Raw genomic sequence first — 18,193 nt, 5'->3', positions numbered from 1 at the left:
ATCTCGTGCTCGATGGCCGCGACAGACGACTCCGGGCATGCCACGATGATTGCTCTTGTCGCGCGGGGAAAGGGAGCTGAGGGGTGACCGAAACTCTTCGACGGACGTTGCGATGGCGCTGGGCGCTGATCGTGGCCCTGTTCCTGCCCAGCGCCCTGCTAGCGGTGACGATGGTGGAGCGGCAACCGGAACGGCACCAGGCCGCCAGCGTGATCGCCGTGGTTCCGGAGAGCAGACAGATCGCCGACAACGACCTGATCCAGCTTGCCGTCGATCGCTACGTGGTGTCGCTGCAGTCGGACGACATGCTGTTGCGAGTAGCCGACCAGACGGGGACGGACTTCGACACCGTGCGCTCCGGAGTCAGCGTGATTGCAGCCCCGCCTTCGGCGAACCTGCGGATCGTCGCTGCGGCCCCGACGGCGCTCCAGGCTCGGGCCATCGTCGACGCCGTGGCACAGGAGGGAGTACTGCTGGCGCAGCGTGACCCAACGGTGGACGGCGAGGTCCTCGCCGAAGGTTCCGACCAGTCGATCGCTCTGGCCGCCTCGCCCCGGGTCCTGCAGGGGGTTCTCGTCCTGACCGCGTTGGCTGTGGCGCTGGGGTTGGCCTGCGCCCTCGAACTTGCTCGGCCCAGGATCCGTTCCAGCGAGGATGTCGAAGCCGTCGCTGGAGTGGCGCTCCTGGGCGTCGTACCCGACTTCGGGAAGCATGCCCCGCTCTCCGGAGGACACGACGGCGACGCCGTGGTGGCTGCAGAACGGGAGCTCAGGCAGGGGTTCCGGGCAGCTGAGCGGGACGGGCGCCGGGGGACGACGTACGTCCTGGGTCTCGGTCGGGGAGCGGGAGCCTCCTCGGTCGCCTGGATGCTGGCTCGGTCGGCGACCAGCCAGGGTGAGTCGGTGGTGCTGGTGGACGCCGAAGCAGAACGAGCCGGGTTGAGCACCCACCTCGGCCTCCCGGGTGATGTGGGGTTGCACGACGTCCTGGCTCGGCCGGAGTTGCTGGTCGACGCCGTCGATGAGGTCTACGGCGTCGAAGTGGTCGGGACACGGCCCTTCCCCGGAAACGGAAAGAGCCTTCGCGGCGACCAACTAGGAGAGGTGCTGAAGGCGGCGGTGAGCCGGTGGGATCGCGTGCTGGTCGATGTCTCGGCCACGCAGGTGTCGCTGGTGGCCGAGGCAGCCACAACCCAGGCAGCCGATGTGGTTCTCGTCGTGGGTCTGGGCACGCCGGCGACCGACGTTCGCAAGGAGATCGAGCGGTATCGGCGAATGGGCCTAACGATCCGTGGCGTGGTCCTGAACCGTCCGACCCCCGCGACTCCACGCCGCCGTAGTCGCGTGCGGTGGAGCAGGGCCCCGGTCGTGTTGATGTATCACGGTTTCTGCTCCACCCGTCGCGACGATGACCCGGAGAACTTGTTCGTGGAGGTCGCGCAGTTCGAGCAGCAACTGACGTGGTTGAGGGAGCACGATTGGACCCCCCTGGACCTCGATGGATACCTCGACGCTCGGGCGCTGCGGCGTACCCCGCGCAAGAGCTTCCTGGTCACCATCGATGACGGCTTCCCCTCCGTGGCGGAGTTGGCTGCCCCTGTCCTGCGCCGTCTCGGCGTCCCGGCTGTCCTCTTCGTGCCATCGGGACTCCTCGGCGAGTCTGCGCACTGGCTGCCCGAGCCGAGCGCCGAGCCGATCATCACCGCTGAAGAGTTGCGCCACCTGCAGGAGAACTTTGACATCGAGATCGGCGTGCACGGGCGCGATCACCGCGACTTCCGGGGTTTGGAGCGGGCTGAGCTGGACCGTCAGACGGTCGCGGCCACCTCGGAGCTATCCGACGTTGTGGGCCGTGAGGTGCGCTGCCTCGCCTATCCCTACGGCGGACACGACGCCGCCGCGAGAGCCGCTGCCGAAAGCACCGGGGTTCTCGTCGCCTTCTCGGTCTTCGAGGACGATGGACGGTTTGCCGTGTCCCGGGTGGACGTCAACGCCACCGACACCCATCGATCCTTCCGCGTCAAACACCTGCCGCACTATCGTCGGGTCTGGCTCATGCTCCAGCGCGCCCCGTGGGCGCGCCGGCTGGTGCGTCGGTTGACGACCCGCACGCCCCGGCTACGACCATGAGCACGATCCGTACTGAGCGCAGTCGGATGACGCCTGGCACGGCCACTATTCTGCTGGCGCTGGCGGCCTCCGCCGTTCTCGGCGTCGTCCTGGCCGAAATCGGGTTGCGGACCGGTCCCTGGTTGCTGGCAGGTTTGATGGTGCTCCCTGTCCTGGGGTGGGTCGCGATCTTCAAGCCCCACGCACTGGTAGGCGGGTTTGCGCTCGTGTTGCCCGTCGGGTTGCTCTCTCTGGGCCCGCTCGAAGTGGTCCAGCTCGCCATGGTGCTGGTGGTGATGTTCGCGCTCACCCAGGCGACGCTGCGTCGGACCGTCGTCCTTCCTCCCTGGCAGGTTGGTGTGCCGTTGCTCGCCATGTTGCTCGCTGCAGCCCTGGCCACCACCGGGGCGCGGGATCCTGACGCGGCGTTCCGGCTGGACATCCGCTTGCTCCTAGGGGTCCTGCTGGTGGTCACGATGACCACGGTGCTGCTCACCACCCGCCACGTGCACCAGGTCGTCGGGGCGCTGTCGATCGCCGGTGGTGTGATCTCTGCGTGGGCCCTGCTGACCTTGGGAGACGTGACGCCCTATCTCGACGGTGCGGTGGTGTCGAACCGAGCGCTGGGTCCCTTCGGCCAACCCAACGAGCTGGGGCTGGTGGCGGCGGCCCTGCTGGTCCTGACCGCCGGACTCGGTCTCGCCACCTCGAGCCTCGCCACTCGACTGCTGTGCGCCGTGTCGGCGGCCCTTCTCCTCGGTGCCCTCCTGCTCTCGTTCTCACGCGGAGGTTGGATCGGTGCGAGTGTCGGGCTGGTCTCGCTCGCCGTGCTCGATCCCTCCTCGCGCCGTACTCTCGCGCGCCTCGTCGGCTTCGGGGCCGGATCTCTAGTCCTGCTGACGGTGCTGGGGTCCTCGCTGTCGATGTCGCTGGCGGCCCGGTTGTCCAGCATCCGGGAGCCCTCGAGCAACCCCTACGACGATCGGCCGCTGATCTGGACCGAGGCCCTACGCCAGATCCAGGACCGTCCCCTGACCGGACAGGGGCCCGGTGCCTTCCCGACTGCGGCACAGTCGGCACCAGACAGCGTCGGGCTGCCGCCCGAGCACGCCCACCAGCTCCTGCTCACCGTGACTGCGGAGTACGGGCTGTTCGGTCTCGCCGCCCTGCTCGCCCTGGTCGGCGGTCTGGTCTTCCTGGGGACGGGCGTGCGGGTTGCTCGCGCGAGCGAGGGGAACGGCCGATTCGTCACCCTGCAGCCGGCCCTGGTTGCCTCCCTCGTGGCGATCGCAACGCACGGGGTGCTCGACTACCCGCTGCGTAACGCCGCGGGCAATGCCATGGTGTGGCTGCTCGTCGGCCTCCTCGTCGCGCAGCTTCGCATCGTCCGCCAGGGGTCTCGCCCTGAGTCCGCCGCCGATCTGACGCTGGCGAAGGATCTGCGAACGTGACCGGAGCGCTGCGAGCGTTGCGGTGCACCGTGGTCACTCCCTACGGATCGCTCGGGGGGTCCGAGCGCTGGTTGTTGGGTCTGCTCGACAACGGTCTCGCCCGCCTGAACGTGGACGTATGGCTTCTCCAGGACGGTCCGTTGCGGGGCGAACTGACCGCCCGCGGAATCGCGGTGGAGCTGCTGCCCACAGGGACCAGCCCATTGGCCCTGGGTAGGCGGACGCGTGACCTGGCCAAGCGGCTGCGCAACAGCGAGACGGAGGTGGTGCTCGCCAACGGAGTCAAGGCTGCCGCAGCCGTGGTGCCCGCCGCCCGGCTCAGCGGGGTTCCGGTCGCCTGGATGAAGCACGACTTCTCCTGGGACCGCGAATTGGCCCGCACCCTGGGCGGGCTCAGCGACCTCGTCATCGCCACGTCGGCCGCTGTCGGGGCAGCCGCCGGCCGCCGCGACTGCGTGCTGGTGCCTCCGCCGCGACCGACAACCCCCGCGGCGTCGTACGCCGACGCGCGGACGTTCTGGGCCGCGCGCGATGTGGCGCTCGATGAGGCACCCACTCTCGCGATGGTTGCTCGGCTGGTCCCCTACAAGGGCATCGACACCGCGATCCGTGCTCTGGCGGAGGATCCTGCCTCCGCCTGGCGGCTGGTGGTGATCGGACCGGAGGACTCTTCCGCGACCGCAGAGAAGTCACGGCTGCGGGAACTGGCTCGGACCCTGGACGTGGCGCACCGGGTGTCCCTGGTCGGCGAGGTGGCTGAGGTCGGGCGATGGTTGGCGGGGTTCGATGCCGTGGCCGTGCTCACGCGCGGCGAGGGCACCAGGTTCGGTCGTGAGGGGTATTCGATCGTCGCCCTCGAGGCACTCGAGGCGGGTGTCCCCCTGGTAGGGGCGCGCGGAAATCCCGAGGTGGAGCGGATGGCGTCCGTGGCGGGTCGGGTGGTGGACGGGTATGACCCAGCGTCGGTGGCCCAGGCCCTGCGGGAGCTGGGAACGCCCCAGGCACGCCCGACGTATCGCGCCGCGGCGCGGATGCTGATCGAGGACCACCCCGACGCTGCGGCGTGCACGGAGCAGCTCGTCGGGACGTTGGCCACGCTGGCCAGTCGTCCCGGGGCGGGTCTGACCGGCCCACCGGTCACCGTGCTCACCTGCTTCCGGAACGAGGCCGGGCACATCGACGACGTCGTCTCGGAGGTCCTCGGCCAGCTCGGACCGCAGGACGAATATCTCTTGCTCGACGACCGGTCCTCGGACGACACCGCCACCGAGCTGGCCCGTTGGGCGGCAGTCGACGCTCGGGTGCGTCTGCTCACGGGTCCCGGTGTGAACCTCTCCGCCGCCCGCAATCTCGGCTTCGCCGAGGCCTCCCGTGCGGTCGTGGCGTGCACCGACGCCGGGTGCGTGCCCGGGCCGGACTGGTTGTCGGCCCTGCGAGCCCCCTTCGCCGAGGCGGTGCCGGCCGACCTGGTCGTGGGGGTGTACGACGTCGACGACGGCGACCGCGTGCGCGAGGCCTGCAGACTGGCGCTGTTCCCCTCGATCGAGGAGTCCCGACGACGTACCCCCGCGGTGCGGGTCTCGGGCCTGCTGACCGGACGACGCTTCGACGCCCGTCGTCTTGACGGACGTTCGATGGCCTGCACGGTGGAAGCCTGGGAGCGGGCTGGTGGATTCGACACCGGGCTGGACAGTTCCGAGGACGCGGTGTTCGGTGCGGCTGTTCGGGCGAGCGGCGGAACCAGCGTGCTGGCTCTGGACGCGCAGGTCACCTGGGCCCAGGCCGACCGGATCCGCGACACCGCGCGGATGTACGCCAAGTACGGCGAATGGGGTGCCCGCGCCGGATCGTCGCCACTGGTCAGCCGCGACCTGGCCCGCGCCGGTGGCTACCTCTTCGCCACGACCGTGCTCGCCCGCGGCGGCCCCCGGTCCCGGGCCGCCATGATGGCGGCAGCGGGCGGCTACCTCGCCGTACCCCTCTCCCGGGCGCGCCGGGAGCGAAGTCGGCCCGCCACCATCGCGCTCATCCCCGTCGTGTTGGCGATGAAGGACTTCGCCAAGGCGGCCGGCTGCCTCAAGGGAGGCGTCGCCCGCTACACACGGTCCGATGATCGGGTCCGACATGACCGCTGAGAAGACGGCCGGCATCGGGGCGGTCACCTATCGAGCGGCGCGCAACGCATCGGTCCGCGGCATCGCCGAGATCCTCGGGAAGTTCGCCACCCTGGCGTGGACCGTCGTCGCGGCGCGGATGTTGTCCCAGGAGGACTTCGGCGCCGTCTCCTACGCCATGGCGTTGATGTATCTGCTCAGTTCGTTCGCGGCCTGGGGTTTCGACTCCGGGGTGGTCCGGCGGGGGAGCGCCGAGGTCGCATCCCTTCCGCGGGTCTATCTGGGTTCGCAGGTGTGGAAGACCGGGCTGGCGGCGCTGGTCTTCGTGGCGGCCGCACTGCTGGCCCTGGGCAGCAGACCGACGCTGGCCTCCTGGTTGGTGTTGGTGCTCATGTTGCTGGCCGGATTCCCCGAGCTCTGGAGCCACACCGCCCGAGCGGTGGCCTCGGTCCGCCAGTCACCAACGGGGGTCTCGACGGCGCTGGTCGTGCAGCGGTTGGTGACCGCAGTGATGATCGTGGCCGCGCTCGCGGCGGGGCTGGGGCCGCTCGGGCTGGCAGCGGGATTCCTCGCCGGCACCCTCGTCGGCTGGGCCGTGCACCACGTTGCGGTCCGACGACTCGACGTTCGTCCCGGTCTGCGCGGGCTCACTCGCGCCGACCTCAGGGCGGCGGCTTCCGGCACGTTCCTCATCGGGATCAGCGGACTCGTGCTGATGCTGCTCTTCCGGGTGGACATGGTGTTGCTGGCCCGGTTGCGTGGCGACGCGGAGGTGGCGGTCTACTCGGTGGCCTACCGGTTGCTGGAGACCGTGCTGTTCGTGTCCTACGCCGTGCACCAGGCGATCTTCCCGGTGGTGAGCGCAACTTCCTCGGGTCCGCGTCAGCGCTCGGCCTATGAGCGTGCCCTGGCCGTCGTGGGATTCATCTATCTGCCCTTCGCCGTGGTCAGTGTGCTGGAGGGCGGCGCGGTGATCGGTCTGTTGTTCGGCAGCGATTACGCCACGGATTCGGGACGGGCGTTGGCGTGGCTGGCACCCGCGCCGCTGCTGTTCGCCGCGGCGCTGTTCGGGACCGCGCTGATGATGGCCCGGCTTCGTACCCGGGCGATGTTGTTGGCCTCCTGCGTGGCGCTGCTGACCAACCTGGCGTTGAACCTGGTGCTCATTCCGCCGTACGGAAGCGCCGGAGCAGCGGCGGCCACGAGCGTGGCCTACGCGGTGCAGACGGTGGTCGTGCTCGTCGTCCTGCGCAGCCCGACGCCACGGCCCCGACTCCTGCCGCCCCTCCTGCCGGCCGCCGGTGCGTCGCTCGTGCTCGCTGCCGCTCTGTTGGCGATGCGGGCACCTGTCCTGATCGAGTTGCTGGTGGGAATGACCGCCTACTTCCTCGCGTGGGCGTTGGTGGTGCGTCGGTTCGCCCCCGAACAGCTCGCGGTCGTGCGGCACCTGCTCTCTCGCAAGGCGCGGCGATGAGTCGTCGTTTTGCGTTCGTACGCCGCCCTCGCCCGGCGTGGGTGGACGTCGGATCGCCCTATCCCGCACGGTTGTTGCTCGAACTCCACTCCCATGCGCTGAACCACGGCATGCCCGCCACGCGCAGCGGGGGAGCCGCGTTGGCGTGGGTGGGGCGGCGGGGACTCCCGGTGCGTCCTGCGGCCGCGGTCGCGCGTCGGCTACCGGCGCGACCGATCCCCGAGGTGGACCTTCTTCTCGAGGAGGTGACGCAGTCGTGGGGTGAGCTCGCCGCGAGTTCGGACCGTCTCCCGACTCACGCCCCGTCGCTGTCGGCGCTGGTCATCCAACGAGCATCCGGCCGGTACTTCTTCGTGTTCGGCGATTCCCGTCATCCGATGCTGCTGCTGAAGCCGGGGCCGTCGGACGGGGTACAGGATCCGGAGGAGGAGGCCCTCCGTGCGGCCGCCGACGCCGGCATCGCCCCACGACAGCTGCCTCCCGTGGCCACGATGAGCGTGCAGGAGGGTCTGCCGGGTCGTCCCCTGTGGGTGCTGGCGCCACGAGGTTCCGGTTGGTCGAGGGACTACGTCGCGGCGTACGACGCGCTCGGTGCCGGGCTCGTCCGCCTGACGGAGAGCACCGCCCACCGTGGACCGAATGACCTGGACCACTACCTCGCCCTGGCCGCGTCCCACGTCAGGTCGACCGCGACCGCCACGCTGGTGGACGCCGCGCGGCGGGACCTGCGGTCAATGCATGCGGTGAGCCTCCAGCATCGCGACCTCTCCGCGCAGAACTGGCTGGTGGACGGACCGTCGTTCGTCGGGTTGGTGGACTGGGAGACCGCCCACCCCGGGGGTGTTCCCGGCCATGACGCACTGCAGGCCGCGGTGGCGCTGCTCGAACACGGTGTCGCCCTGAACAGGTGGTCTCAGACCGAGGTGGTGCGATCCTTCCATCTGGCCTGGATCGACGAGCCGCTCTTCTCCGCGGCCCGTTCCTGGCACCGAGAGTGTGTGCTCGCCGCGACCGGTTCGGACCGGCTCGCCGAACCCCTGATGGTCGCGTTCTTCGCCCGCCGGCTGGGTCGACGGATCAGCGGCGGCGGACCCGAGACCCTCTCCGTGTCGACCCTCGCAGCGATGCTCGAGGTCGTCACCGGCTCAGCAGTATTCTGAGCCGGCCCAGGCGACCAGGTCGGCTCAGGGCTCGCCAGGTCTGCTCAGCCAACGCGGCCGCCAGCTCGGACTCGGGGCGCTCCCCGTCGACGACCGTGACGGCCTGCCGGGAGCTCTCCTCGAGGTAGAGACCGCGAAGCCGCGCGAGATCGCGGGTGGTGTACTGCTCGGGTTTCCTCGCCCGCGCTGCCGAGGGAGAGACATCGAGGAAGAACGCGGCACGTGGGGCGGGCGACAGCCGAACGATCAGCCGGCGCTGGAGGGCGAAGGTTCCAGCAGCGGGGTAGCGATAACGCAGGTGTGCAGCCGAGTCCAGGGCGTAGCGGTCGCAGATCAGCACGGTGCCGCGACGCACGCGCGCGTAGCGGCGGTGGGTGCGTGCGTTGGCCACCGCGACCACGCAGCTCCAACCCCAACTGAGAAGGGGGCTACGGGCCCGGGCCCGTGAGCCGCTGTCCGGTGCGGGGCGGGGTCCGCCGGGGTGGTTCCTGACCTCTCCCGACTCATCGGGCGGTTCGGGTTGCGGCTGGTCGGCTCCAGCATCGGGTCGTCCGCGCAGGCGAGCCAAAACGGTGAGCGTCGACTTGACGGGGGCGGAGACCCGGTCGAGGACCGGGTCACGACCGAGCTTGGTCCACGCCACCTCCGCGTCGTAGCCGAGAGCCATCAGGGCCCGGCAGAGGTGCTCGGCCTGCGTCGACTTGCCTGCACCGTCGAGGCCGGAGAGCGAGATCACCCGTGCCGGGCGTCGGGCCCTCCCGCGGGCTGACAGCCGCGACGGGACGTGGATGGGTTCACCGGCGGCCCGGTGTAGTCGTTCGAGCGATCCGGTCAGGCCCCACTGCGTCGCCTGGTCCCGCGCACGATTCCAATCGTCCGCGTCGTACGCCGCCAGTCGGGTGGCGCGCCGCTCGTCCACGATCATGCCCAGGTCGAAGCGGTGGGCGAGCAACAGCAGCCGGTGGGCGGGAGAGGGCGCCAACAGGTGGTGGTACCCCGGGAGGGTGGTGGCGTCGCGCAGCAGTTGTTGGCGTGCGGCGTCGCTGGGCAGCCATCGCTCGAGAGGGAACAGGTCCACGGCGTACGCCGTGTTGTCGGCGAACCGGACGAAAGCATCGCCGTTCGCGGACCATCCGTGCTCGCGCAGCGTCGCGCCGACCTGGGTCATCAGCGACACCGGGACCAAGAGATCCAGGTCGCGACCTTCGGGCGGCAGACTGCCGAGCACCACGACGGGTGCCGACAGCAGGGCGTCGACGTCGGTGGCGCTCATCGCAGCATGGTGGCGCGTTTGAGCCGCCGCCAGGCGGCATCCAGTCGTGGGTTGTCGTCCCGGTGTTGCTTCGCCCACTCCAACGACGCCCGCGCCGCCAACGTCGTCCGGGCCGTCCCTGCGGAGCTCCAGGCCTCGAGCACCGAGACCGGGCGCACGTCGCTGGCCAGCTGCATCTTGGCCACGGTGATCCCGCGCTGGTGATCGAGTTCGAGACATCCCAACTCCAGCGCCCGCTCGAGGTTCGCGTCGCGCAACACCCGGCCCGGTGACAGCTTCTCCGAGCCGGGCGCGAACCGCCCGTCCCAGATGCGATAGGCGTCCCCGTCGAGTAGTCCGACGTCGTACGCGAGCAGTTCGCCGTTCACCTCGGCCAGTGCCACCTCGAGCTCCGCGGACGACGCGAGGGCGACCACCAGGGACGACCAGAACCGGTGGTAGCGAGGGTCGTCGAGGTCGCTGCGCCGGTCCTGGGCATGGTCGCGAGCCCGCCGGAGCGCAGCCATGGTCGGCAGCAGGCGCACGATCTCGTCTGGGTCCTGCACCCGTCGCACGCTGCCGCCCTCCCGTTCGAAGGTGCGCCGGGCTCGTCGCATCTTGCTACGGCCCGACTTGGAGTAGTACTCCTCCGGCCCGCTGTTGGGCTCCAGTCGCAGGTACGGCGAAGCACGGTCCCAGGGGAGGGTCCACCGGCACCCCGGTAGCAGCCGGGCGAGGTGGAAGGCCGTCGGATCACCAGGTGGCAGGTGCTCGAGCCTCAGGTGCCAGGCTCCGCCGAGTTCGTCGAGTTCGGCCACGATCCGTTCGGCCAGCGCTTGCGAGGCGGCGCCGCCGCGGGCCGGCAGCCGGGCGAAGTCCGAGGTGCCGTGACCCAGGACGACCACCTCGGTGCGGTCGCGACGTCGGCGCCGCCGCACGAGCGGAGCCGCGGCGCTCAGGCCTGCGTCGGGACCCGGTTCGGTGAGGATCCAGGCCTCTTCGTCGAAGGCGGTGGTCCACGCCTCCCACCAGATCCGCCGAGCGCTGATCGGGGCCGCGGTGCGCAGCAACAGATCGTCTAACGCGCCCGGATCGGCGCCGTCGAGCGCGGTGGTCGGCACGGTGGCAGCCTAACGAGCGCGAGGCTTCGTGAGAAGGGCGATCGCGGCCCGCAGTCTGGCGGGGAGTGTCCGACCCAGAAGAGAGCGGATCTGATCGGCGGCGAGCAAAGGCAGGCGACGTCCCGGCCCGCGATCTGTCGGATCGGACACGGGGTGGGCGGCACCGGGCCAGGCGCGCACCGTATCGGCAAGGTCCCGGATCAGCCCACCGCGACGCTCGACCAGGGCTCGTCGTAGGTCGCCACCCAACCAGGAGTAACGCACCCCCGATGACCCGAAGCGGACCTCACCAGGTGAGTCCTCGGCGTCGGAGGCGTCCAGCCACAGAGCGGGCAACGGCAGCCCCGCAGCGAGCGCGAGCGACAGCGATCCGTAGGGGCGCCCGTTGAGATCGATCAGGTACGGCGGACCGTCGGGTGGGGCGAGGAACTGCAACTGCACCATCCCTACCCACCCCAGGCGATGTAGCAGCCGGCGTACAGCGTCGACCAACTCGGGATCGGGCTGCACCGTGTGTGCTCTCGTGCTGATCCCCACGCCGGGAGGCCAGGTGCGGGTCGCACGCTGTTGTTGCAGGGCGATCAGGTGGCCGGAGGCGTCGCAGACTGCCGCGACGGCGATGAGGTCCCCCTCGACCGGGCGTTGGAGGACTGGGGATCGTCCGGCGTCGAGGACCACCCGTACAGCGGCAGCGAGGTCGGCACCTTCGGGCACCTTCTGGACCGACGCCCAACCACCGGTGTCGCCCTGTTGTCCCGGCTCCCAGTGCAACCGGGCCTTGACCACGGCCGGTCCGCGCCACGCGGCGATCGCTCGGTCATCCGCGACCACGGTCTCCGGGACAGCGATGTCCACGGCTGCGGCCTCGGTGACCAGACTCAGCTTGTCGACGGCGCGGACGACGCGTTCGTGGGCCGCCAGCGGCACCCGGGCGGGGATCCGGTCGCGGTGCCGGGAGAGCGCCAGCAACTCGGGATCGCCGCAGCCCATCACCACCTCGGCCCGGCTCGTGTCGGCCGCGGCGGTCACGGCCTCGATGAACCGGTCGACATCGATGTCCGGAGCCGGAACCTGATACTCACCCCGCACGTGACGCGAGGCGCCGGCGAGACTGCGCCGTTCGTTGGTGGCGACGTAGACCTCGCGCCCGGCGTGCCCGAGGCAGCGAGCGGCAGCGAGCATCTCGCGGCTGGTGGCGTGACCGACGAGCAGGACCCGCATCGTCGTCAGCTCCCGCCGTCGGTGGATGGTTGGTCGTCGGTTCGCCGTACGCGGGTGCGCAACCAGTGAGCCGATCCGGCGACCTGATGAGAGCCCGCTCCCCGGGTCCAGGCGCGCGAGGTCACGACCCGTCGCCCCGGGAACAACGGATCGAGCACCGCGTGTCCTTCCACCGTGCAGCCGTCCAGCCGCTCCAGAGTCGACGCGGCGAAGCGCTCCAGCACGTGGGTCAACAGCAGGCGGCCCGGTGACATCCGTTGCCAGCGTTCGTCGTAGGCGGTCTTCCAATGGAAGTGGGTGTCCCCGCAGACTAGGTCGATCTGCGCGGCCAGCGGTCCATCTCGTCCGGTGAGCATCAGCAGGCGCAACGAGCCGGCATTCGCCGCGAGACGTACGACGTCACGCAGCATGTCGGCCTCGCCGGGGCGTCGCAGCATCGAGGTGCCCGCTCGTCCCTTCCAGCCGGCGTCCTCGAGCCGCAGGAATGTCTCTCCGGCGTCCGGGGCGTCGTTCGCAGCCGAGGCATCGATCACCCGCAACGGACCTGCCTCCCGCTCCAGGCGCCGTCGCTTGGAGCGCAGCCGGGAGGGCTCCGCCACCAGGTCCTGGAGACTCAGCGCGCTTCCCTCGAGGTGGTCGCCGGCGCGGACGAGCAGGGCGCGCTGGTAGGAGCCCCAGAGGGTGGGTGTCCACCCGGCTTTCTCGAGTGCACCCTCCAACGCAAGGTCGCCCGGCAGGCCGGCGGTCTGCTCGTCCAGTCCCAGCAGGCGCGCCCGTGGCGCGACGCGGGAGACCGCGGCGACCAGGCCGGACGCAGCGGCAGGCAAGTCGTCGCCGTCCGCGAGGAGAGGCGTTGCCAGACCCTGTTGGTCGTGCACCCAGGCCCCCACGGCGGGAAGCGGGACATGACGCCAGCGATTGCGTACCCACGGGAGAACGGCGAGTAACTCCTCACCGCGGGTGACGGTCAGAAGCCGGACCTCACCGTTCGTGGATTCGGTCGGCAGGTGTCGGGCGGCAGGCACCACGAATTCGGGGCGGAGGAAGGCGTTGGGGCTGGCCGACCGGTCGGCCAAGCGTCTCCAGGTGTCCACCTGGGCCTGCGTGAGTGAAGCAAGGCTCCACTCGGCCACGTCGCTCATACGGGTGACCGTACCAACGTTCAGGAGTGTTGTTCCTGCTTGATTTCTCCTGCTCGTCCGGCCCGGCCTCGTGCCTCAGCCCAGAAGCAGGACGACGGTCTCCGCGACGCAGGCCGGCTTCGACTCGCCCTCGATCTCGACGGTGTAGCCCAGCGTCAGTTGCTTGCCGGCGGGGACGTCGGTGATGCCGGCGATCTTCACGTGGGCCCGGACCCGCTTGCCGACCAGCAGGGGGTTGGGGAAGCGGACCTTGTTGACGCCGTAGTTCAGCTTCGCGCCGGGGGTGTTGAGTCCGAACACGCTCGTCCCGAGCCACGGGATGAGGGAGAGCGTGAGGTAGCCGTGGGCGATGGTGCCGCCGAACGGGCCCTCGGCCGACTTCTCGACGTCGACGTGGATCCACTGGTGGTCACCGGTGGCGTCCGCGAACTGGTTGACCCGCTCCTGGTCGATCTCGACCCAGTCACTGGCACCGAGGTCCTCTCCGACAGCGGACTCGATCTCCTCGACCGTGGTGAACTCGCGCATGGGGCACTCCAATCCTTGGGGGTGTTGTCCTGGTTCGCGGAAGACTTTGATTGGATGACGCATGGTCTCTCAATCAGCTTCTCCCAACGCCTCGGAACCTACCGTGCCCACGATGGATCAGATCCGACAGGCACCGAAGGTTCTCCTCCACGATCACCTCGACGGAGGGCTGCGTCCCTCGACGATCGTCGAGCTCGCCGCCGAGGTCGGACACGACCTGCCGGTGGAGGGTGCCGAGGCTCTCGGACAGTGGTTCGCCGACTCCGCGAACTCCGGGTCCCTGGTTCGTTACCTGGAGACCTTCGAGCACACCGTCGCGGTCATGCAGACCACGGCCGCACTGACCCGCGTTGCTCGTGAGGCCGTCGAGGACCTGGTCGCCGACGGCGTCGTGTACGCCGAGATTCGTTACGCCCCTGAGCAGCACGTCTCGAACGGGCTGAGCCTCGACGACGTCGTGGGTGCGGTCCAGCAGGGCTTCGACGAGGGGGTCGCCAACAGCGACGACGCGATCGTCGTACGCCAGTTGCTGACCGCGATGCGCCATCAGGCCCGTTCGAGAGAGATCGCCGAGCTGTCCATCGCCTGGCGTGACCGGGGCGTGGCCGGGTTCGACATCGCGGGGGCCGAGGCCGGCTACCCTCCGACCCGCCACCTGGACGCCTTCGAGTACCTCCAGCGCGAGAACTCGCACTTCACCATCCACGCCGGCGAAGCGTTCGGGCTGCCCTCCATCTGGGAGGCGCTGCAGTGGTGTGGCGCGGACCGGTTGGGTCACGGGGTCCGGATCATCGACGACGTCACCGTGGCCGACGACGGCACGGTCACCCTGGGCCGGTTGGCGGCCTACGTGCGCGATCAGCGCATCCCGCTGGAGTTGTGCCCGGCGTCCAACGTGCAGACCGGTGCGGCCGACTCGATAGCCGAGCACCCCATCGGACTGCTGACCCGCCTGCGTTTCCGGGTCACGGTCAACACCGACAACCGGTTGATGAGCCAGACCTCGATGACCGCCGAGATGTCGTCGCTGGTCGAGGCCTTCGGCTACGACCTCGACGACCTACGCTGGTTCACGGTGAACGCCATGAAGTCGGCGTTCCTGCCCTTCGACGAGCGTCTGCAGATCATCGACGAGGTCATCAAGCCCGGGTACGCCGCGCTGTCAGCCTGAGGCCAAGAGAAGAGGAGAGAGCTGTGATCCGCATGATCCGGACATGGCGGGTCTCATCGATCGCGATGGCGGTCCTGGTGATGATGATCGGATGCACGCCCGCGGACGAGGCGGTCGACGTGGAGCCCTCAGAACCGCCGATGAACGTGTGCGAATCCGTCCCGACCTCGGTGATCGAAGGATGGAGGTTGCGGGAGTCCGACCACGCAGCCACCCTGTTGAGGGCCGAGAATCGGGCCTCGTGTGCGATGACGGGGAGCTCCGCAGGTAGCCCGGTGGACCTCGACATCGATCTGGTGTTCTTCGGCGGAACCGACCGGGACAGCGCACGCGCCGCCGCGCAGGCGGAGTTGTCCCGCGAGTGTGACTCGGTCGCGTCGCAGGGGGGCGCGCCCGCACGCGATTCGGGATGCCGGTTGCGGCGCGAAGGAGAGGCCCTTGCGGTGGCGGCCGTGCCGCTCGCCGATGCGGTGCTCACCGTGCGGATGTCCTCCGCGAGCGAGCGCGGTGAGACCGCATTGGCGGCCGACGTCGAGGCGGTCATCGGCGCGCTGATCACGCTCGAACGGTGCAATGTGGGGTGCGTGCCGTGAACCACGGGTAGGACCACCCGGCGAGTTCCCAGTCGGGGCGGCCCAAGCCGGTGCTTGGCATCCGGACGATGTTGCCAATGCTCGGCTCGAAGATCGACAACGTCCCCTCGTCACTACCCACGATCAGTACCACGTGACGGGGTAGCCACCGGCTCCCTACGTAGAGCGCTGCTGGGGCGCGACCCACCGTGAGATCGAGTTGAATGAGGTGTCGCACCGCACGCACGGCGTACGGCGTGTCGAAGCGCGAACTGAGGTGACGGGCGACCGCCCACGGTGGCGTACCGAGGGCGGGGGGCCAGGGGACCTGCAGCCGCCCCGCCCCGTCGGCAGGTCCCGTGACCCGGGCGTGCATCGCAAGGGTCTCCTCGGCGAAGGACCCGCCCCGGATCCGTGCGGCGTACTCGGGGTTGCGGAGCATCTCGGCGAACACCAGGGTCGCCGCCCCACAGGAGCGGCGATCCGGTTGGCGCAGCGGCCCGCCTGCCAGAAGCGCGCGGGCCTGCTGCTCGAGCGTCATCCGTGTCGGGTCAGTGACCCAGGGGGTGCCACACGGTCTTGAGCTCCAAGAACGCCGTCATCGTGTCCAGGTCGGGCGTCTGGGTCCAGTCGGGCTCGGCGGCCGGGGCCCGGCGGACCCGCTTGAGGTTGTCGGCCGCGGCGACCTCGAGTGCGGTGGCGTGGTCGCGGTCGCCCGCGGCACCGGTGAGGTCGATGGCGTTGACGTCCATGTGCGAGGCCAGGGTCGGGGCCGTGTTGGCCAGCGAACCGGTCAGCAGGTTCACCACTCCTCCGGGCACGTCGGAGGTGGCCAACGCCTCGGCGAGGGTCACGGCCGGCAGGGGACGGTCGGCCGAGGAGGCGACGACCACCGTATTGCCGGTGACGATGACCGGGGCAATGACGCTGATCAGGCCGAGGAAGGACGACTCCTGGGGGGCCAGGACGGCGACCACGCCGGTCGGCTCCGGGGTGGAGATGTTGAAGTAGGGGCCCGCGACGGGGTTGGCGTTGCCGACGACCTGGGTGATCTTGTCGGCCCACCCGGCGTACCAGACCAAGCGGTCGACGGCGGCGTCGACGACGGACTCGGCCTTCGCTGCGGTGAGTCCCTCGGACTGGCGGACGGCCTGGACGAACTGAGGCCGACGGTCCTCGACGATCTCGGCGACGCGGTAGAGGATCTGCGCCCGGTTGTAGGCCGTCTTGCCCGACCAGCCGGGGAAGGCCTTGCGGGCGGCGACGACGGCGTCGCGGGCGTCCTTGCGGGAGGCGAGGGCGGCGTTGGCCACGAAGTTCCCTTTCGCGTCGTTCACGACGTAGGAGTAGCCCGACTCCGAGCGTGGGAACGCTCCGCCGATGAAGAGTTTGTAGGTCTTGCGCACATCGATGCGAGTGGCCATGTCAGTTGCCGCCCTTCAGGTAGGCCGCGAGTCCGTGGCGTCCGCCTTCGCGGCCGTAGCCGGATTCCTGGTACCCACCGAACGGGCTGGTCGGGTCGAACTTGTTGAACGTGTTGGCCCACACGACACCGGCGCGCAGGTCGTTGGCCATCTGCAGGATGCGGGACCCCTTGTCGGTCCAGACCCCTGCGGAGAGGCCGTACGGCGTGTTGTTGGCCTTGGCGACCGCTTCCGCGGGGGTGCGGAAGGTCAGGACCGACAGCACGGGCCCGAAAATCTCCTCGCGGGCGATGCGGTGGGCCTGGGTGACGCCGGTGAAGACGGTCGGCGGGAACCAGAAGCCGCGGTCGGGCAACGCGCAGTCCGGGGACCAGCGACCGGCACCCTCGCTCTCCCCGATGTCGGAGAGTTCGCGGATGCGGGTCAGTTGGGCGGAGGAGTTGATGGCCCCGATGTCGGTGTTCTTGTCGAGGGGGTCGCCCAGGCGCAGGGTGCTCATCCGACGCTTGAGGCGGTCCATGACCTCGTCGTTGACCGACTCCTGGACCAGCAGACGCGAGCCGGCGCAGCAGACGTGGCCCTGGTTGAAGAAGATGCCGTTGACGATGCCTTCGACGGCCTGGTCGAGAGGGGCGTCCTCGAAGACGATGTTCGCGGCCTTGCCGCCGAGTTCGAGCGTGGCTCGCTTCTCGGTGCCGGCGATGGCGCGGGCGATGCCCTTGCCGACGCCGGTGGAGCCGGTGAAGGCGACCTTGTTGATGTCGGGGTGCTCGACGAGGGCCTGTCCGGTCTCGCCGGCGCCGGTGATGATGTTGACGACCCCGGGCGGGAGGTCGGCCTGCTGGCAGATCTCGGCGAACAGCAGGGCCGTCAGGGGAGTGGTCTCGGCGGGCTTGAGGACCACGGTGTTGCCGGCCGCCAGGGCGGGCGCGATCTTCCACGACAGCATGAGAAGCGGGAAGTTCCACGGGATGATCTGACCGGCGACGCCGAGTGAGGTGCTGCCGTAGCCGCTGTGCTCGAGCTTGTCGGCCCAGCCGGCGTAGTAGAAGAAGTACGCCGCTGCGGTGGGCACGTCGACGTCGCGGGACTCGCGGATCGGCTTGCCGTTGTCGATCGACTCCAGGACGGCGATCTCGCGGCCGCGCTCCTGGATGATGCGAGCGATGCGGTAGAGGTACTTCGCGCGCTCCTGGCCCGACATCTTCGACCACACGCGGGTGTGGGCGCGACGGGCGGCCTTGACCGCGGTGTCGACGTCGGCGGCGTTGGCCTCCGCGACCTCCGCGAGGGTCTCCTCGGTGGCCGGGTTGATCGTCTTGAACGCGGCTCCGTGGCCGTCGACGAACTCGCCGTCGATGAACAGGCCGTAGGAGGAGCGGATGTCGACGATGCCGGTCGATTCGGGCGCCGGGGCGTATTCGAAGGGGTTGGTCGTGCTTGTCGTCACCATGT

The 18,193-nt window shown here is 69.8% G+C and carries 15 protein-coding genes; 7 read left to right on the top strand and 8 right to left on the bottom strand.

Annotated elements, in window-relative coordinates; genetic code table 11:
• Window positions 1-83: 83 nt before the first annotated feature.
• The 5 genes from ACYVLV_RS01970 to ACYVLV_RS01950 are packed head-to-tail and all read left to right on the top strand — an operon-like array spanning window position 84 to window position 8,307.
• Window positions 84-2,129 (top strand): polysaccharide deacetylase family protein, encoded by a 2,046-nt coding sequence (locus ACYVLV_RS01970; protein ID WP_460807274.1) that lies wholly within the window; start codon window positions 84-86, stop codon window positions 2,127-2,129.
• Window positions 2,126-3,559, top strand: a complete 1,434-nt coding sequence (locus ACYVLV_RS01965; protein WP_460807273.1) for an O-antigen ligase family protein — start codon at window positions 2,126-2,128, stop codon at window positions 3,557-3,559. The genes ACYVLV_RS01970 and ACYVLV_RS01965 overlap by 4 nt, the downstream gene beginning before the upstream one ends.
• A complete protein-coding gene (locus tag ACYVLV_RS01960) occupies window positions 3,556-5,694 on the top strand; it encodes a glycosyltransferase (RefSeq protein ID WP_460807271.1) in 2,139 nt (712 codons plus the stop codon). Before ACYVLV_RS01965 ends, ACYVLV_RS01960 begins: the two co-directional genes overlap by 4 nt.
• The gene (locus ACYVLV_RS01955) at window positions 5,669-7,147 is read left to right on the top strand and encodes an oligosaccharide flippase family protein (RefSeq protein WP_460807269.1); all 1,479 of its coding nucleotides are present in this window, start codon (window positions 5,669-5,671) and stop codon (window positions 7,145-7,147) included. Before ACYVLV_RS01960 ends, ACYVLV_RS01955 begins: the two co-directional genes overlap by 26 nt.
• Window positions 7,144-8,307: a phosphotransferase gene (locus tag ACYVLV_RS01950; protein WP_460807268.1), complete on the top strand. Its 1,164-nt coding sequence runs from the start codon at window positions 7,144-7,146 to the stop codon at window positions 8,305-8,307. Before ACYVLV_RS01955 ends, ACYVLV_RS01950 begins: the two co-directional genes overlap by 4 nt.
• Here the strand turns inward: ACYVLV_RS01950 and ACYVLV_RS01945 are convergent.
• The 5 genes from ACYVLV_RS01945 to ACYVLV_RS01925 form a co-directional block, all read right to left on the bottom strand.
• Entirely contained in the window at window positions 8,285-9,580 is a 1,296-nt protein-coding gene (locus ACYVLV_RS01945) for a hypothetical protein (protein WP_460807267.1), read from the bottom strand. The genes ACYVLV_RS01950 and ACYVLV_RS01945 overlap by 23 nt on opposite strands.
• A complete protein-coding gene (locus ACYVLV_RS01940) occupies window positions 9,577-10,680 on the bottom strand; it encodes a GNAT family N-acetyltransferase (RefSeq protein ID WP_460807266.1) in 1,104 nt (367 codons plus the stop codon). The genes ACYVLV_RS01945 and ACYVLV_RS01940 overlap by 4 nt, the downstream gene beginning before the upstream one ends.
• 9 nt (window positions 10,681-10,689) lie before the next feature.
• The gene (locus ACYVLV_RS01935; RefSeq protein WP_460807264.1) at window positions 10,690-11,901 is read right to left on the bottom strand and encodes a carboxylate--amine ligase; all 1,212 of its coding nucleotides are present in this window, start codon (window positions 11,899-11,901) and stop codon (window positions 10,690-10,692) included.
• Window positions 11,902-11,906: 5 nt separating this feature from the next.
• Window positions 11,907-13,043 (bottom strand): GNAT family N-acetyltransferase, encoded by a 1,137-nt coding sequence (locus ACYVLV_RS01930; RefSeq protein ID WP_460807263.1) that lies wholly within the window; start codon window positions 13,041-13,043, stop codon window positions 11,907-11,909.
• 75 nt (window positions 13,044-13,118) lie between these two features.
• On the bottom strand, window positions 13,119-13,571 hold the full coding sequence (locus ACYVLV_RS01925; RefSeq protein WP_460807261.1) for a MaoC family dehydratase: 453 nt from the start codon (window positions 13,569-13,571) through the stop codon (window positions 13,119-13,121).
• A 112-nt stretch (window positions 13,572-13,683) separates the two neighbouring features.
• Between ACYVLV_RS01925 and ACYVLV_RS01920 the strand changes: the two genes are divergently transcribed.
• Together ACYVLV_RS01920 and ACYVLV_RS01915 are read left to right on the top strand one after the other, a co-directional pair.
• A complete protein-coding gene (locus ACYVLV_RS01920; protein WP_460807259.1) occupies window positions 13,684-14,742 on the top strand; it encodes an adenosine deaminase in 1,059 nt (352 codons plus the stop codon).
• 23 nt (window positions 14,743-14,765) lie between these two features.
• A complete protein-coding gene (locus tag ACYVLV_RS01915; protein ID WP_460807257.1) occupies window positions 14,766-15,335 on the top strand; it encodes a hypothetical protein in 570 nt (189 codons plus the stop codon).
• On the opposite strand, the gene ACYVLV_RS01910 is transcribed toward ACYVLV_RS01915, so the two are convergent.
• From ACYVLV_RS01910 to ACYVLV_RS01900, 3 genes are read right to left on the bottom strand one after another with little or no spacing between them, the layout of a single operon-like run.
• Window positions 15,298-15,855: a hypothetical protein gene (locus ACYVLV_RS01910; protein WP_460807256.1), complete on the bottom strand. Its 558-nt coding sequence runs from the start codon at window positions 15,853-15,855 to the stop codon at window positions 15,298-15,300. The genes ACYVLV_RS01915 and ACYVLV_RS01910 overlap by 38 nt on opposite strands.
• 10 nt (window positions 15,856-15,865) lie before the next feature.
• Window positions 15,866-16,738 carry an aldehyde dehydrogenase family protein gene (locus tag ACYVLV_RS01905; RefSeq protein ID WP_460807255.1) on the bottom strand — a complete coding sequence of 291 codons (873 nt, stop codon included), beginning with the start codon at window positions 16,736-16,738 and terminating at the stop codon, window positions 15,866-15,868.
• A 1-nt stretch (window position 16,739) separates the two neighbouring features.
• Window positions 16,740-18,188 (bottom strand): aldehyde dehydrogenase family protein, encoded by a 1,449-nt coding sequence (locus ACYVLV_RS01900; RefSeq protein ID WP_460807254.1) that lies wholly within the window; start codon window positions 18,186-18,188, stop codon window positions 16,740-16,742.
• Window positions 18,189-18,193: the final 5 nt, after the last annotated feature.

Source organism: Nocardioides salsibiostraticola (assembly GCF_054783655.1).
The sequence above is the reverse complement of the archived record's forward strand: the minus strand, read 5'-3'. Positions and strand labels throughout refer to the sequence as shown.

Excerpts from the sequence above, each read along its gene's own strand:
- ACYVLV_RS01965 (WP_460807273.1), top strand. The coding sequence starts at position 2,126 with ATGAGCACGATCCGTACTGAGCGCAGTCGGATGACGCCTGGCACGGCC.
- ACYVLV_RS01955 (WP_460807269.1), top strand. The coding sequence starts at position 5,669 with ATGATCGGGTCCGACATGACCGCTGAGAAGACGGCCGGCATCGGGGCG.
- ACYVLV_RS01950 (WP_460807268.1), top strand. The coding sequence starts at position 7,144 with ATGAGTCGTCGTTTTGCGTTCGTACGCCGCCCTCGCCCGGCGTGGGTG.
- ACYVLV_RS01945 (WP_460807267.1), bottom strand. The coding sequence starts at position 9,580 with ATGAGCGCCACCGACGTCGACGCCCTGCTGTCGGCACCCGTCGTGGTG.
- ACYVLV_RS01935 (WP_460807264.1), bottom strand. The coding sequence starts at position 11,901 with ATGCGGGTCCTGCTCGTCGGTCACGCCACCAGCCGCGAGATGCTCGCT.
- ACYVLV_RS01930 (WP_460807263.1), bottom strand. The coding sequence starts at position 13,043 with ATGAGCGACGTGGCCGAGTGGAGCCTTGCTTCACTCACGCAGGCCCAG.
- ACYVLV_RS01925 (WP_460807261.1), bottom strand. The coding sequence starts at position 13,571 with ATGCGCGAGTTCACCACGGTCGAGGAGATCGAGTCCGCTGTCGGAGAG.
- ACYVLV_RS01920 (WP_460807259.1), top strand. The coding sequence starts at position 13,684 with ATGGATCAGATCCGACAGGCACCGAAGGTTCTCCTCCACGATCACCTC.
- ACYVLV_RS01910 (WP_460807256.1), bottom strand. The coding sequence starts at position 15,855 with ATGACGCTCGAGCAGCAGGCCCGCGCGCTTCTGGCAGGCGGGCCGCTG.
- ACYVLV_RS01905 (WP_460807255.1), bottom strand. The coding sequence starts at position 16,738 with ATGGCCACTCGCATCGATGTGCGCAAGACCTACAAACTCTTCATCGGC.